Origin of the sequence: Rodentibacter ratti (genome assembly GCF_002000485.1) — a bacterium.
Classification (GTDB): Bacteria; Pseudomonadota; Gammaproteobacteria; order Enterobacterales; family Pasteurellaceae; genus Rodentibacter; species Rodentibacter ratti.
In genome coordinates this window covers 33,571-50,643 of sequence record NZ_MLAJ01000005.1, presented here as the reverse complement: position 1 = coordinate 50,643, position 17,073 = coordinate 33,571, and the positions used below count along the sequence as shown (strand labels likewise).

Genomic DNA, 17,073 nt, shown 5'->3' with positions numbered 1-17,073 from the left:
AAAATAGGCTTTTTTTAAAATAGGAATGGATAATTATTTATAACTTAACTCATTCCAACGCAACTCATTTTTCAATTGAGAAAGTTCCGTACTATCATTGATATGAATAAATTCAATATCAACATATTCTGCAAACATGCGTAACATATCGGCATCCACATCTAAACTAAATGCACTATGATGTGCACCGCCGGCTAAAATCCAAGCTTGAGTCCCTACATCGAAATTAGGTTTAAGCTTCCAAAAGGCATGTCCAACCGGTAAATTGGGCATTTCTTGTGGTTTTTCTACTACGTCTAAATCTGCGACAACCATACGGAATCGATTTCCCATATCAACAATGGTTGCATTCACAGCACGTCCAGTTTTTGCAGTAAAAATCAAACGGACCGGATCTCCTTTTCCTCCAATACCAAGCGGTTTTATATCTAAAAGAGGTTTATCATCAGTAATAGAAGGACAAACTTCTAGCATATGTGCACCAAGTACTACTTCATTATTTTCAGCCAAATGATAGGTATAATCCTCCATAAAGGAACTTCCTTTTGGCAATCCATACCCCATGACTTTTATTGCCCGAACCAACGCAGCGGTTTTCCAGTCTCCTTCAGCACCAAATCCATAGCCTTGTTGCATTAAACGTTGCACCGGCAATCCCGGTAATTGTTTCATGTTATGTAGATTTTCAAATGTATCCGTAAAGGCTTTAAAACCACCGTTATCTAAAAAACGTTTTAGACCCAACTCAATTTTTGCCGTATCAAAAAGTGCGGTACGTTTCTCACCACTTTTTTGTAATTTAGCACTGATTTGATATTCTTTTTCGTATTCTTTAACCAATCCTTCTGCATCTTCATCAGTGACCGAATTAATACTTTCGGCCAATTGATAAACACCATAACCATTAACGCTGTAACCAAATTTAATCTGGGCTTCAACTTTATCTCCTTCAGTTACAGCAACTTGCCGCATATTGTCACCAAAACGTGCAATACGTAAATTTTTTTGATCATAAATTGCGGCTAAAACACGTTGCCAACGATTAATTTTTTCTAGCACAGCGGCATTTTTCCAGTGTCCTACAACAATGGTTCTGGCTTTACGTAAACGTGATACCAAAAAACCAAATTCACGATCACCATGTGCGGTTTGGTGAAGATTCATGTAATCCATGTCAATCTCATTCCAAGGAATAAATTGGTTAAATTGAGTATGGAGTTGTAGCAATGGTTTGTTTAGTTGAGTCAAACCTGAAATCCACATTTTTGCAGGTGAAAATGTATGCATCCACGCAATAATCCCTACGCAGTTATCTTGGTTATTCGCTGCTTGGCAAATTGATAGAATTTCCTCCGCTGACGTAGCTAATTTTTTTAGCTTAATTTTGATAAATGGATTTTGTTGATTCAAATACTCTGTAATTTGATCAGCGTTTTTCTTCACTTGTTGTAGCGCTTCATCACCATATAAATGTTGGCTACCCACAACAAACCAAACTTCCAGATTTTTGATAAATTCCATGATAATCTCCTATGATACCGTTAAAATTTTTGTATTAATGGCTTCTTGAACAATAGAAAGCCCCTGAGAATAACGTTTAATGAATGCGTTATAACCTTGAACCATCTCAATATCCGGATAAACAATATCTTTACTGCAATCACTAAAAATATCCTCATCTAAGTAGGCTTCAAGAGATTTACGATTATGTGAAAGATAGTTGGCTAATAATGCAATTCCCCACGCGCCCCCTTCTGTTGCCGATTCCGTTACAGCAATAGGGACATTGAGTGCGGAAGCTAAAATTTTTTGAGCCACTCCTTTTGTTTTGAAAATGCCACCATGAGCTAGAATTTGTTGGATTTTGACCTGTTCCTGTTGCAATAAAATATCCATACCAAGCTTCATTGCGCCAAAGGCAGTATAAAGATGAACTCGCATGAAATTGGCTAAATTAAAATTTGCCTTCATCGGATGTAAGAATATAGGGCATCCTTCATTTAAACCGACACTATGTTCCCCGGAATAAAAGCCATAAGCAAGCAAGTTGCCACAGTTATCCTCTCCTTCTAACGCCTTTGTAAATAGCGTTTTATAAAGTTTAGATTGACTGATATTTACACCAAATGTAGCTAGACATTCACCGAATAAACTAACCCAAGCATTAATATCTGATGTACAATTATTGGCGTGTGCCATTGCAACTAATTTACCGTTCGGTGTAGTCACCATATCTAATTGTTCATATACTTTGGATAGCGCTTTTTCCAATACAATCATGGCAAAAGCCGAAGTTCCTGCTGATATATTTCCGCTTTTTTCTTTAATACTATTAGTTGCTACCATACCTGTCCCCGCATCCCCCTCCGGCGGACAAAGTGGGATACCGGCTTGTAATCTCCCACTAGGATCAATCAATTTAGCGCCTGACTCTGTCAGTACACCAGCATATCCTCCAGCATTTACTACTTTGGGCAAAATATGACGAATCGTCCAGGGATAATCTAATTCATCAATAAGCTGCTCAAATTGATCTAGCATCTTTTGATTAAAGTCATGTGTTTGAATATCAATAGGAAACATCCCAGAAGCCTCACCAATTCCCAAGACTTTTTCACCGGTTAATTTCCAATGAATGTAACCTGCTAACGTTGTCAAAAAATCGATATTCGGTACATGATCTTCTTTATTTAAAATAGCTTGATATAAATGGGAAATACTCCAACGTTGTGGAATGTTATATTGAAAAAGTGCGGTTAATTTTTCAGAAGATTTTGACGTAATATTATTACGCCAGCTTCGGAAGAGAGTCAGCTGATTCCCCTTTTTATCGAATGGCATATACCCATGCATCATGCCACTAATACCAATTGCTTTCGCATGACTAATAGCCACATTGTATTGTTTTTTCACGGATTCGGAGAGTTTGGCATAAGCATGCTGTAATCCTTGCCAAATTTCTGCTTGAGGATAGGTCCAAATACCATCAATGAGATGATTTTCCCATTCAAATTCACCTTTGGCTAAAATATTTCCTTTGGTATCAATTAACACAGATTTAATTCTTGTTGAACCAAATTCAATACCGATAGAAATATTGCCCTCTTCAATTATTTGTTTAACCTTTTGCATTATCGGCTCCTTTATTCCTTAAATGGATTAAAGGTAGATTAACGACTTTTTTTATAAATCGTTAGACAATGGTAGGCTACAAATATGGACAAAACAGTCACGTAAGAAAATATGAGAACTAGATCAAGTTTTATCTTGAATCCCGAAAACTAGAGGGGCTTAAACCCGTGTAACGCTTAAAGATTCGTGAAAAATATAGTTGATCATCATAACCTAATTGGCGGGCAATATGATAAATAGGTTCACCAGAAGCATGCAATAAATGTTTGGCTTTAATCATTCTTTGCTCTTCCCGCCACTTTACGATACTTGTACCTATTTGCTGGGCAAATAAATGAGTAAGTCGAGAAGTAGACATACAAGCCTGCTTAGCAATTTCATTAATTGTATAGTTTTTATCAATATTATCGGAAATAAAATGGCAAGTTTCGAGTATTCTTGGATCAAGCATTCTTTGTTTATTTGCCGGATCAAATCTAAAACAACGAATTAATAACTGTTCCAACAAAGACATTGAGATAGCTTCCGAAAGCGGATCGCCGGAATTATATTCATCTTCAATTTGTAAAAACAAAGAGAGAATCTCTTGATAACTTTGTTCATCTGGAATTGTCAACCTTCCCACATTATTAACCGTATCAGTCCATTTTACCCAATCTAACCAAAATGCTCTTGGGCGAAAATAAATCCATTGGTGATGCCAACTTGGTGAATGATTAGCACGATGATAATAATGAACGGCATTCGGCGGAAATAAAAGTAACTCCCTGACCTTACAATTAAATGCTTCTTTCCCTTGAAATATTCTCCCCATTCCTTTTGTTGTTAGATTAATGATATATCCCCTCATGCCATTAGGGCGGTTAATTGTAAAATCCAATTCACTATTTTCTTCAATTGGTGTACAACCAGCCACTAAATATGCATTAAAGTTATAACCTGGCAATAATGGATTCGGTTGGAAACTATTTTTAGTTGTTATATTCATCTTATCTTAAAAATTCACATAATAATTAGAATATTGTTTTACCAAAAAACAAATTAACTCACAAGAATAGAGACAAAATACATAATAAATACGGATACTAAAGTATCCGCATTATTATCTCTTCACATTTTTATTTTATTAGTTTCTGTTTATATCTATCAAATATGACAGCTATCAATAAAATCAATCCTCTTACAACATATTGAGAAAATGGAGAGATATTTAATAAATTCATGGCATTTTCAATCGTACCTAAAATTAATACGCCCGCTATGATAAATGAAATTTTAGCTACGCCACCATTTAAAGATACACCTCCAAGCACACAAGCTGAAATTGCCACCAATTCAAAACCAATAGAAGTCATGGGTTGTCCACTTGTCATTCTAGCCGCAAGAATAACACCGGCGAGCGCAGAAATTGCCCCTGATACAATAAAAATAATTAATTTTGTACGATCAACATTGATCCCCGCTAATCGAGCCGCTTCTTCATTACCTCCAATCGCCAAGGTATTACGTCCGTAAGTGGTTTTACTTAATAAAAAGCCAAAGATAGCAATACAGATAATAGTAAATAAAATTGGTAAAGGAATACCAAATACGCTTTGATAGCCTAGCTCAAAAAACTCTTCTTTTGTAATACCTACTGCTTTACCATCAGAAATAATATAGCCTAAACCACGCGCAATCTGCATACTAGCTAATGTTGTAATTAAGGAATTAATTTTCAGTTTTGCAATAACAAAACCATTTATCAGACCAATTAAAGCACCTAATGAAACACCAGATAACACTCCTAGCGCTACACTTTGAGTCAGATTAATCACCGTTGCGGTAACAACTCCCGCACATGCAATTACGGAAGCTACTGATAAATCAATTTCACCAGCAGCAAGACAAAATAACATACCACAAGCAACCATACCGCTCATTGAAATAGCCAGCCCTAAGCCTTTCATATTAATAACGGTCGCAAAATTGGGAATAAATAAACAGGCAGAAATAAAAATAACAGCAAAAATTAACAGCATGCCATAAGCATTCCAAATTTTATTAAATCTGCTCATATTGTGGGTTTGGGAAGTTGCTGGAATCATAAAAATTCTCCTTAATATTACGCTGTTTTGGTTTCAACAGTGTTGGTTTCTACCATAGCAAGTTTTAAAATACGCTCTTCCGTTGCATCTTCACGTTCTACAACGCCTGTAATTTGTTGATTTCTCATTACCATAATACGATCGGATAGACCAATAACTTCTGGCAAATCACTCGAAATCACAATGATTGCAATCTTTTTATCAGCTAACTTAAAAATCAGATCATAAATTTCGGATTTTGCCCCTACATCAATACCACGTGTTGGTTCATCCAATAAAAGTACCTTAATATCTTCGGATAGCCATCGCCCTAAAATGACTTTCTGTTGATTCCCACCGGATAAATTCATAATAAGTTGCTCAATGGATGGCGTTTTCACATTCATTTGCCGGCGTTGTTTCTCTGCATTTTGTTTCTCCCAAGATTCATTAATAATGAATTTAAAGAAATTATGGGATCGTCTTGCGCTTAAATTAATATTTTCTTCCACACTCGCTAAAGGAATAATTCCTTCCTTTTTGCGATCCTCAGGACACAATACTATGCCTTGTTCAATAGCATCTTTAGGACATTTTATATTGATGTTTTTCCCGTCCAACTCAATATTTCCTTGAACCATTGGATCTGCACCAAAAATAATTTTAAATAGCTCAGAACGACCGGAACCGACCAATCCAAATAAGCCAAGAATCTCTCCTGCTTTCACTTCAAGATTAAAATTTCCTGATAACTTTTTGCTTGAAAGTGCGGTCAGTTTTAATCGTGTTTTCCCGATTTCTCTTGAACGATAATGATAAATATCGCCTAAATTACGTCCAACCATACTACGCACGAGCGTGTCATGATTAATCTTTGATAAATCCGAAAATGTTTCAATAAATTGACCGTCTTTCAATACGGTGATTTCATCACTAATACGGAAAATTTCCTCCATTCGATGAGAAACATAAAGAATAACTTTCCCTTCAGCCTTCAATTCTTCAATCACTGAGAACAACTTTTCAATTTCGGGAGCAGACAGGCTACTCGTTGGTTCATCAAATGCTATAATTTTCGCTCCGCGACTCAATGCTTTTGCAATTTCAATCATCTGCCACTGACCAATGGAAAGCTCTCTTAAAGGAGTATTTGGTGAAATATTTAAGGATAATTTATCCAAGTATTTTTGCGTACGGATTAATAATTCTTTCTGATTAACCAATCCAAAAGAATGGGGCAATTGTCCCAAACAAAGATTTTCTGCAACCGTCATATCTGGCACTATATTTAATTCTTGATAAATAATAGCCACTCCAGCCAGTAGAGCATCTTTTGTAGTACGAAACGTAAGGGTTCGCCCCCCAATATGTATTTTTCCTTCCGTAGGTAAATAATTACCACTTAAAATTTTCAGTAAGGTGGATTTACCCGCTCCATTTTCTCCCATAAGAGCATGTACTTTTCTTTCATAACATTTGAATGAAACATTTTGTAATGCTTTAACACCAGGAAAAGATTTGCTAATTTGATCGAATTCTAAATAGGGAATTTGCATAGATATTTCCTCCTTACTGATATTTTAATCGCATTCAATTAAAGTCCTTTTTTCTCTAACTCCGCTTTAAAGTTTTCTCGGGTCAATAATACAGGATCACCGATTGGTGTATATTTTGGCGGCTCAATCCCTTCTTTAACCCATTTATAAAGCATTTCTGTGCTACGATAGCCGTGCACATCAGGGCTTGGAAGTAACGATCCGACAAAACCCGTCATTTTAGGCTTTGAAAGTTCACTCACTGCGTCCGTGCCATTAATGCCGATACCGACAACATTCTCAGGTTTAAAACCCTGCCCTTCTGTGGCTCGAATGCCCCCTAACACAGTATTATCATTCATCCCAACGATTAACCAATTTTTCACCTCAGGATGCTGTACCAACATAGCATTAGCAGCATCTAATGCCCCTGGAATATCATTACTTTTTGTTGGTGATTTATAAATTTGTTTTTCAGGGAAACCTGATTTAATTAACGCAGAAATAGATCCTTCTGTACGGCGACGGGCAGTATCCAATTCGTCTGCAGTGATAGCCAATACCGCAGTTTCATTAACATTCCAACCACGTTTTTGCATTTCCTTATATAATTCTAATCCCTGACGCTCACCAATTTCTGTTGCAGCCATCATGATAAGAGGGACATTAGTCATAGGTTCTCCGGCAGCATTCAAGAATTGATCATCAACCGTAATCACTTTCAAATCATAAGAACGTGCCTTTGCCATAATCGCTGGCCCCAATTTAGGATCAGGTGTACAAATAACAAAACCTTTTGCACCACTTGCTGCTAAATTATCTATAGCATTTAATGTTTTTTCACCATCAGGAATCGCCATTTTAATAATCTGAACATCACCTAGGTCTTTGGCAGCTTTATCCGCAAATGCCCATTCTGTTTGGAACCATGGTTCTTCCGGCTGCTTAACCAAAAAGCCTAATTTAATTGGTTCCGCAGCTTGGATAGAAATAGATATAGAGCCAGTCGTAACCAATACTGAAACAGCCATTAATGACTTTAAGAAATTTCGTTTATTCATTGCGAGATCCTCAATATAAATACATCAATAAATGAACATTACCGCCTTCGAAACAGCTTACTTAATGAGCTCACCGTTCGATGACTGCATAATACTGTATTTATTAATGACTAAACTGAGATCTTGATCACAGTATGAATTTATAGCAAAATAGTCCATATTTTCAGCAAATCCCTCCTGACAAGCTAATAAATTTAAGTATAAATACCTCAACTTTTTATACGAAATTCAGCTTAACGTTTTGATATCACCCCATTTCGTTCCACAAGAAAAAATAGTGTAAAAACAAAAATAACGCACTATGAAAAATAGTGCGTTATTTTTGTCATGCTAAAATTTATTAAAAGTAATACAACAATTTTCTGAATAGAATCTTACCCAACCAATCCCCTCACCAAATCCGTCACAAATTCCAACCGCACTTTATTCTCAGAAAGATCTTTCATAAACTTGAATTTTAATGGGCCGTCAAAGCGGTACACAATGGGCTCTTTTTGGATGAGTTGGATGAATTTTTCCGGATCAATTTGGCTATTGGGTGAAAATTCAATAAAACCGCCTTGTGTGCCGGCATCAATTCGTAGCACTTGCAAGGGTTCAACCAATAAACGGAGTTCGGCAATTTGCAGTAAATTTTTCGTTGCTTCAGGTAGCAGGCCAAAACGGTCAATTAATTCGACTTTTAATTCGTCCAATTCTTGCTTGGTTTGTGCTGCGGCGATGCGTTTATAGAAGGACAAGCGCATATTCACATCGCCCAAATATTCATCCGGTAACAATGCCGGGACTCGCAGTTCAATTTCAGCGTGCTGTCGGGTTAATTCTTCTAAGGACGGCTCTCGCCCTTCTTTTAGGGCTTTCACTGCCGCATCGAGCAATTCCATATAAAGGGAAAAACCGATAGTTTCAATTTGTCCGCTTTGTTCATTCCCCAACAGTTCCCCAGCACCACGAATTTCTAAATCATGGGTGGCAAGAATAAAGCCCGCCCCAAGATTATCTAAACTCTCCAACGCTTCCAAGCGACGTTGCGCATCTTTTGTCATCATTTTCGGTGGCGGAGTAAGCAAGTAAGCATAGGCTTGATGATGAGAGCGTCCTACCCGACCACGCAATTGGTGTAATTGTGCCAAACCAAAATGATCCGCCCGTTCGATAATAATGGTGTTGGCGGTGGGCACATCAATCCCCGTTTCAATGATAGTTGAACAAACCAAGACATTGTAACGTTGATGATAAAAATCACTCATCACCCGTTCCAACTCACGTTCACGCATTTGTCCATGCCCCACAATCACCCTTGCTTCCGGCACAAGTGCGGTCAATTTTTCTGCTGCATTTTCAATACTTGCCACATCGTTGTGCAAATAATAGACCTGTCCGCCACGCAAAATTTCACGCAAGATGGCTTCACGTACCACTAAATCATCTTTTTGGCGCACGAAGGTTTTAATACTTAACCGACGGGCCGGTGGGGTGGAAATAATGGAAAGATCACGAATGCCGTTCATTGCCATATTCAGAGTGCGGGGAATCGGGGTTGCCGTGAGAGTGAGAATATCAATATTGGCTCGTAACTGTTTAATTTTTTCTTTTTGCCCCACGCCAAAACGGTGTTCTTCGTCAATAATCAACAGACCGAGATCGTGAAACTTCACATCGGATTGAATGAGTTTATGGGTGCCGATCAAAATATCCACTTTGCCTTCTGCCAGATTTTGCAGAATTTGTTTTTGTTCTTTCGCCGTTTTAAAACGAGACAGCACTTCCACATTCACCGGTAAATTCGCAAAACGATCTTTAAAGTTTTCATAATGTTGTTGTGCAAGCAAGGTTGTTGGCACTAAAACGGCGACTTGTTTGTGATTCATTACCGCCAAAAATGCCGCTCGCATTGCCACTTCGGTTTTACCAAAACCTACATCGCCACAAACTAACCGATCCATCGCTTTTGGCTGACACATATCGGAAATCACGGCATTAATCGCCATTTCTTGATCATAGGTTTCTTCAAAAGGGAAAGTTGCGGCAAATTGTTGAAATTCTTCACGATCATATTTAAAAGCAAAGCCTTTTTTCGCTTCACGTTGTGCATAAACATCTAACAGATCGGCTGCCACATCACGAATTTTTTCTGCGGCTTTTTGGCGTGATTTTACCCAAGCCTCGTTACCCAATTTGTGTAATGGTGCACTTTCATCAGAACCGCCTACATAACGGCTAATCAAATACAACGAGGTCACCGGCACATAAAGTTTAGAGTCGTTGGCATAATTTAGGAGCAAATATTCTGCTTTAATTCCCCCGGCATCAAGGCTCACCAAACCGCCGTAACGCCCCACCCCATGATCCAGATGTACTACCGGTTGCCCGATTTTGAGCTCTGCCAGATTCCGCACAAGGGTATCCGGATTAATGGTTTTACGCTTATCACGCTGACGCTGTTGTACCCGTTCGCCCAGTAAATTGGCTTCACCAATAATGGCTAAAGGGGAAGATTGCTCAATCATAAAGCCTTGCTCAAAAGCACTGACAAGCAAACTGAATTTTTCTTGATCCGCTTGAGCGAGAGATTGAATTTGTTTCGGTTTGATTTTTAATGGTTGCAACAAGTCAAGCAGAGTTTCCCGACGACCTTCCGTTTCCACGGAAAACAAGATGTTGCCATTAAAATGTTCAATAAATTGACGAAGTTGCCCGAGTGGTTCTTTTTGTTGTGATTGAATAGTGATCGTCGGCAATGCGCTGATCGGTAAATTTTTCTGACGCACTGATGACCGCACTTTTTCATTTTTCAGTGTAATACGAGGGTAGGATTTCAATTGACGATTCACTTCCTCTATCGTCAACCATAAGCGTTCCGGCGGCAATAAAGGACGCATCGGGTCTGCTTTGCGTTGTTCATAACGCTGTGTGGCATCTTGATAAAAACGCACGCCCTGTGCTTGATTTGCTTCCATATCCACAAACAGGGTTTGAGGTGGAAGATAATCAAATAAGGTTGCCATTTCTGCAAAAAACAATGGCTGCCAATATTCAATACCAGAAATTAACGTACCTTTACTGATTTGTTGATAAATGTGTTCCGGATCACGGCGGATTTCGCCAAAGGTTTCACGAAATTGTGTACGGAAAAATTCAATGCCTTTGTCATCCGTTGGAAATTCCTGCGCCGGTAGAAGATTAATAGATTGAATTTCATCGAGAGTGCGTTGGGTATCCACATCAAAAGTGCGGATAGAATCAATTTCATCATCAAAAAAATCTAGGCGGAAAGGCACCGCACTTCCCATAGGAAAGAGATCAAGTAATGAACCCCTCAGCGCATATTCACCGTGTTCCAATACTTGCTCCACCGCACGATAACCTGCCGATTCCAATTGCAAACGCATTTTATCAATCACAATGCGATCACCTTTTTTGATTAATAAAACATGATGTTGCAAATACTGTGGCGGGCAAAGACGCTGCATTAACGTCGCAACGGGCAATAAAAAAATACCCTTTTTGGCATTTTGGAGATGAAAAAGCGCACTCAGACGGGAGGAAATAATATCTTGATGGGGAGAAAAGGTATCATAAGGTAAGGTTTCCCAATCAGGAAAGACTTTCACTTCTTGTCCGCTTAACTGCGATAAAATACCGGATAAACGCACCGCACTTCGGGTATCGGGTGTCACCACAACGGTTAAATGCGGGTGCTGCTGCGCAATTTCACTAATCGCTAGCGCATCAGCGCCTTGCAATACATTACCTAAAATTTTGTGGTCGTTTGGGGTGGAAGGAATATCCAGTTGGAAAAAAGCGGCTTTCATGAATAATGCGTCAATTTCTGATAAAAATTGACGCATAGTTTACTGAATTAAAAAAGGGGATTCAAGCTGAAATCTGTATAAAAAAACAGGTTATTTTTTAAAGAGAGAATCTTCTTTGCATAAATTGCCGTTTTCATCTTCACGCATTTTTGGCACACCACAACAGCTTGGTGAATCAAGATCGTAGGTTTTGAGAAAATTATCATATTTTTCCAAAGCCTGTTTAAACCACCCTTTTGGTTTTTCTGTTTTTTCTGTTGTCGTCATAAAAGTTCCTCTAAGCATTGTTTAATTTCTAAACGAAAACATTCTACGCTTTTTTTCTTGTTAAAGGGAAGTTGTTTTTTCGTTAAATAGCCAAAAAGTTGTGGACAATGACTTTCGCCTTGCGCTTTCAACAAACGGCGAATAGCAGGTATTGAAGCAAATAACGTGCGATGAAAATAAGCAAAAGTTTTTAAACTTTGCCAATCCTCCTCATTCAGCGACCAATCAATTTCGCCTTGCTTCATTGTTTCAGCCAAAGGATGAGCCGATAACCCTAGATTACGTTGAAATTGTCGCTGTGCAGTTTTTACAAAAGCGGCACCGTCTCCCGATATTCCTTTCAACGCAATGGCGGAATAACAACCGCTACTAGCTTCCAAATGTTCTCCTAAATGCACCAAAACAAAACCGCACTTTTGCCAGAAATTTGCCAATTCTTCCGTATAACCAAAACTGACAGAAAGAAAATCCGGCACGGAGCTTTGCATCGCCTTCACTAATGCCTGTCCAATGCCCTGTTGTTGCCAATGAGGCTGCACAGCGATGCGGGAAATTCGCTGTGAACGCAATCGGCACGCCTGAGGGAAATTAGCATGAAAACAAAGTGCTTGAGGCACGAGGTTTCCTTTGGGACGGCGAATTCCTTGCTGAATTTGTTCAATAAGCGCCTCATCATTCATTCCCCCCTCTTCCAATGCCCAAATTGCACCAATCAGATGATGTTGCTCTGAGGCGAGGTAAAAACGTTGCCCTCGACCATCAAACAAGCGGCGTAAATCTATAGGTGAAGTGCGATAATGCGCCAATGTCATCAAACCATAAAAAGATTCCGGCGAGCGGATAAGTTGAGACTGTGGAACTTCATAAATTTGAAGATTGCTCCGTGGGTTATACGCAATTTGCTCAAATTGATCTTCTGCCTCCAGCAACAAAAGATCTTCAATAAAATGTTCCAGTGGATCATTTTCCTCCCAACGCAGGGGGTGATAGAGTTCAAACTGTTGAAAAGTACGGTGGATTTTTTGTTTAAATTTTAATTCAAACCCTCGCCCTGTTCCCTCATAGCTGTGAATGGTTGTACTAAACACAATGTGGCGAAAATATTGAGAAAATTGGATCAACAAAGGCAAAGGGATCATCGCCGCTTCATCCACGAAAAGCCAAGCATTTTCAGTGAATGCCGCATCTTGCTGTAATCGTTGGCTTAATTCATCCGGTGCGAGAAACTCAAGGGTTTCTTTTGCAAAATCATACAAAGAATTGACCGCACTTTTGCTGGGAGCAGTGAGATAAATCGGTGTATCAATTCGATCGGCAAGCATACCTAATAAGGCGGATTTTCCTCGCCCACGTTTTGCCGTCAGGAAATAAAGCTCACTCTTGCGTTGTAAAATTTCCTCAATAATTTTTTGCTGTTCATCCGTCGCCTGCTTTTGCTTTTCTGCATAATGAAAAACAGGGGGAAATCTGACCGCACTTGCTTTTGGTAAAATCGGGAAATGATATCGTTCCACGCATTGTTTGAAATGATGAATAAAATGGGGTGTGCAAATAGCAGCCTGATTTCCATTCCAACGAAGGCTGTCAAAATCGGGATGTTCTTCTAAATCCGCCCAAGTCGAAAGCAACAAACAAAAGGTTCCCCCCACTTTTAGTGTACCGGCGGCAATGGCAAGGGCTTCTAAATGAATGCCATGCCTGGCATCAAAGAGAATATGCTCAAATTCTTGCCCCAGTAAATTTACCGCTTTAGCAAAAGGAATCCCCTGCTCTCCAAGGATTAACACTTGTGGAGGCAAAAATTCAGGAAATACATCAGAAATCAGCACTTGGCATTGGCGAGTTGGCATAAGGAATCCTTAGTATAATTTCGGTGCATTTTAGCGAAATTTTGATGTTCTACAAAACCTGTAAAATTTTGACCGCACTTTCCTTTCAAAAATGCTCCATTATTTTCTGTCTATTTCGCTATCATTATGAAGAAAGTTTGATCTAGCTCACACTTTTTCCCTAAATCCTTTCATACCGATATTGAGTTAGGCAATCCTTTACATTATGCTTGCCACGTTTTTTATAACGTTAGGAGTATCCAATGATTCAAGTAATCGTTGCAGCTCACGGCAAGCTTGCCGCTGAGTTAGTGAACTCTTCTGAAATGGTATTTGGCGAAGTGGAAGGACTCCACGGCGTCACATTCGTTCCGGGAGAGGGGCAAGACACCTTGGTGGAAAAATATGAAGCGATTATCGCAGAATGTGATCCTGCCGATTCGGTGTTGTTTTTGGTCGATTTATTCGGTGGCAGCCCGTATAACGCGGCAGCTCGTGTGGCGGCAAAACGCCCACAAGATGACATTGTCACCGGAGTGAGTTTGCCTATGTTATTGGAAGTGTTGGATGCAAAAGACGATGCAAAATCAGCAGAAAATCTTGCCGCCACCGCAAAAGAAGTGGGTGTGCTGGCAGTGAAAAGCTATCGCCAACCCGATGAAACGGCTTCCTTTAGCCAAACTGCAGAAACAACAGGCGAATCATCGGAAGAACAGGAAACGGAAGAAGACAACACACAATATGATCCGAATGGTCGTATGAGTGTCAACTTGTTACGTATTGATGACCGCCTAATTCATGGTCAAGTGGCGACATCTTGGGCAAAAGCGGTGAAATGTGAAGCAATTTTTGCTATCAGTGATGAAGTGGCAAATGATGAGCTTCGTAAAGAATTGTTACTCCAAATTGCCCCACCACATTTAAAAGCCTACGTAATTTCAGTGGATAAAGCGATTAAGGTGTATAACAATCCTAAATACGCCAGTCGCCATATCTTAATGCTCGTCACAAAACCGGAAGATGCGGTGCGTTTAATTGAGGGTGGATTGCGTATTGACACGATCAATGTCGGAGGCATGACGCACAAAGAAGGGAATAAACAACTTTCCGATGCTGTTACCGTCAATCCGTCTAATGTGGAAGCATTTAAAAAATTACTCGATATGGGTGTCAAACTCTCACTGCAAAAAGTGGCGGCGAATAAGCCTGTTGAGCTGACCCGTGAAAAATTAGATTCAATTAAATTTTAGGAGAGCCTTTTATGTCAACAATGGAACTCATTTTAGTCGTACTGGTTGCGGCAATCTGCGGTATGGGAAGTGTGTTGGATGAACGTCAAACCCACCGTCCACTTTTTGCTTGTACCATGATTGGTTTAGTCTTGGGTGATATTGAGACCGGTATCATTCTGGGCGGCACATTAGAAATGATCGCATTAGGTTGGATGAATGTGGGGGCTGCAATGGCACCGGATGCGGCACTGGCGAGTGTAATCTCTGCAATCTTGGTAATCAAAGGTGGGCAATCCGTGGGTACAGCCATTGCCATTGCGGTACCTGTTGCAGCGGCAGGTCAAGTATTAACCATCTTTGTTCGTACTTTAACTATTTTCTTACAACACAAAGCCGATAAATTCGCAGAGCAAGCCAATTTCCGAGGAATTGAGCTCTGTCACTTTGCCGGGCTTTCTTTACAAGCCTTACGTGTTGCGATCCCTGCCCTCGCTGTTGGTTTAGTCGCAGGTACTGATACTGTAACCAGTGCATTAGACGCAATTCCTGAAGTGATTACCCGTGGTTTACAAATTGCCGGTGGTTTCATCGTGGTTGTAGGTTATGCCATGGTTATCAACATGATGCGTGCAGGGGCGTTAATGCCGTTCTTCTTCCTTGGTTTCGTCATTGCCTCATTCACTAACTATAACTTAGTCGGTTTAGGTATTTTAGGGACTTGTTTGGCAATGCTTTATATCCAATTAAATCCTCGCTTTAACCAAGCAGCGATGCCGGTAGCAAGCAAAAGAAAATTAGCCGATAACGAATTAGAAGGTCTATAAGGAGCGCATTATGTCAGATCAAAAAGTAACACTTACTAAAGGTGATATTTTAAAAACCTACTTCCGTTCAACGTTCCTTTTAGGTTCATTTAACTTTGAACGTATGCAATCAATGGGATTTTGTGTGTCAATGATCCCAACCATTAAGCGTTTATACAGTAAAAAAGAAGATCAAGCCGCAGCATTAAAACGTCACCTTGAGTTCTTCAACACCCAACCTTGGGTGGGTTCCGCCATTATGGGCGTTACCGCTGCCATGGAACAGGAACGTGCAAACGGTGCAAAAGATGTGGACGATGCGGCAATCAGTGGGGTGAAAGTGGGCTTAATGGGGCCACTTGCCGGTGTGGGTGACCCAATTTTCTGGGGAACATTACGCCCTGTTTTAGCTGCATTAGGTGCGGGTATTGCCCTAACCGGTAGCATTTTAGGTCCATTATTGTTCTTTGTTCTAATTAATGTTATCCGCGCCTTAACCCGTTGGTACGGTTTCAAATACGGCTATGAAAAAGGCACGGAAATTGTTTCTGATATGGGCGGTGGCCGCTTACAAAAGATTACACAAGGAGCGTCTATTCTTGGTCTTTTTGTGATGGGTTCTCTCGTCTCAAAATGGACCAGTATCAATGTTCCGTTAGAACTCACCCGTTATAAAAATCAGCTTGGTGAAGAAGTCGTTGTCACCCTTCAGGGCGTATTAAACGATCTTCTTCCCGGTTTACTCGCCTTATTGCTCACCTTCTTATGTATGTATTTATTGCGTAAAAAAGTGAATGCCATGGTGATTATCTTTGCCCTATTTGGGGTGGGAATCTTAGGTTACTGGGCAGGTATTCTTGCCTAATACTTGAAATAGTAAATCATAAGGGCGTATGATAACGCCCTTATTTTTTAGGGTAAAAATGATGAAACTCAAAGAATTAATACAAGCGCCTCCGAGTGAAACCTATATAAAAAACAGTTCCCGATTGGTTTCCGCTCTATTTATTATTGGCGGATTACTTTATTATCCGACAAAGGGTTATGGTACGCTCATCGCCTTAGCACTGGCTCTCATCGTGTTATTCGGTCAAAAAATGTTGCTCACTCAAGCGAATAAAGACTTCTCCGATATGTATCAGGCAAAACAATTTTTTGAACAAACTAAAAATGCCGATTATTTACGTTTTATTATGGCGCGTTCAGAGCAAATGCTGAAAGATAATAAAGTGTTATCTGATAAAGCAAAACGTGAGATTCGCCAAGTACGGGAATATTCAGAAGAAAAATTGGAGAATGAAAATTCATAAAAAAATGACCGCACTTTGAGTTA

At 39.6% G+C, this 17,073-nt stretch carries 13 protein-coding genes; 4 read left to right on the top strand and 9 right to left on the bottom strand.

Annotated elements, in window-relative coordinates:
• Positions 1-33: 33 nt before the first annotated feature.
• The 9 genes from araA to BKG94_RS05205 form a co-directional block, all read right to left on the bottom strand.
• Positions 34-1,521, bottom strand: a complete 1,488-nt coding sequence (araA, locus tag BKG94_RS05240) for an L-arabinose isomerase (RefSeq protein WP_077434922.1) — start codon at positions 1,519-1,521, stop codon at positions 34-36.
• 9 nt (positions 1,522-1,530) lie between these two features.
• Entirely contained in the window at positions 1,531-3,132 is a 1,602-nt protein-coding gene (locus tag BKG94_RS05235) for a xylulokinase (RefSeq protein ID WP_077434920.1), read from the bottom strand.
• Between the two features lie 130 nt (positions 3,133-3,262).
• A complete protein-coding gene (gene araC, locus BKG94_RS05230) occupies positions 3,263-4,120 on the bottom strand; it encodes an arabinose operon transcriptional regulator AraC (protein ID WP_077434918.1) in 858 nt (285 codons plus the stop codon).
• A 130-nt stretch (positions 4,121-4,250) separates the two neighbouring features.
• Positions 4,251-5,219: an L-arabinose ABC transporter permease AraH gene (gene araH, locus BKG94_RS05225; protein WP_077434916.1), complete on the bottom strand. Its 969-nt coding sequence runs from the start codon at positions 5,217-5,219 to the stop codon at positions 4,251-4,253.
• A gap of 17 nt (positions 5,220-5,236) precedes the next feature.
• On the bottom strand, positions 5,237-6,754 hold the full coding sequence (gene araG, locus BKG94_RS05220) for an L-arabinose ABC transporter ATP-binding protein AraG (RefSeq protein WP_167377235.1): 1,518 nt from the start codon (positions 6,752-6,754) through the stop codon (positions 5,237-5,239).
• A gap of 38 nt (positions 6,755-6,792) precedes the next feature.
• A complete protein-coding gene (locus BKG94_RS05215; RefSeq protein WP_279626250.1) occupies positions 6,793-7,794 on the bottom strand; it encodes an arabinose ABC transporter substrate-binding protein in 1,002 nt (333 codons plus the stop codon).
• Between the two features lie 374 nt (positions 7,795-8,168).
• Entirely contained in the window at positions 8,169-11,609 is a 3,441-nt protein-coding gene (gene mfd / locus BKG94_RS05210) for a transcription-repair coupling factor (RefSeq protein ID WP_077435403.1), read from the bottom strand.
• Positions 11,610-11,699: 90 nt separating this feature from the next.
• Entirely contained in the window at positions 11,700-11,876 is a 177-nt protein-coding gene (locus BKG94_RS09970) for a DUF5363 family protein (RefSeq protein WP_158074640.1), read from the bottom strand.
• The gene (locus BKG94_RS05205; RefSeq protein WP_077434912.1) at positions 11,873-13,726 is read right to left on the bottom strand and encodes a tRNA(Met) cytidine acetyltransferase TmcA; all 1,854 of its coding nucleotides are present in this window, start codon (positions 13,724-13,726) and stop codon (positions 11,873-11,875) included. The genes BKG94_RS09970 and BKG94_RS05205 overlap by 4 nt, the downstream gene beginning before the upstream one ends.
• 242 nt (positions 13,727-13,968) lie before the next feature.
• Here BKG94_RS05205 and BKG94_RS05200 point away from each other — a divergent pair, with 242 nt between their 5' ends.
• From BKG94_RS05200 to BKG94_RS05185, 4 genes are all read left to right on the top strand, one after another.
• The gene (locus BKG94_RS05200; RefSeq protein WP_077434910.1) at positions 13,969-14,955 is read left to right on the top strand and encodes a mannose/fructose/sorbose PTS transporter subunit IIA; all 987 of its coding nucleotides are present in this window, start codon (positions 13,969-13,971) and stop codon (positions 14,953-14,955) included.
• 11 nt (positions 14,956-14,966) lie between these two features.
• Entirely contained in the window at positions 14,967-15,761 is a 795-nt protein-coding gene (locus BKG94_RS05195) for a PTS mannose/fructose/sorbose transporter subunit IIC (protein WP_077434908.1), read from the top strand.
• Positions 15,762-15,771: 10 nt separating this feature from the next.
• Positions 15,772-16,605 carry a PTS system mannose/fructose/sorbose family transporter subunit IID gene (locus BKG94_RS05190; protein ID WP_077434906.1) on the top strand — a complete coding sequence of 278 codons (834 nt, stop codon included), beginning with the start codon at positions 15,772-15,774 and terminating at the stop codon, positions 16,603-16,605.
• Positions 16,606-16,666: 61 nt separating this feature from the next.
• On the top strand, positions 16,667-17,050 hold the full coding sequence (locus BKG94_RS05185; protein ID WP_077434904.1) for a hypothetical protein: 384 nt from the start codon (positions 16,667-16,669) through the stop codon (positions 17,048-17,050).
• Positions 17,051-17,073 lie beyond the last annotated feature (23 nt).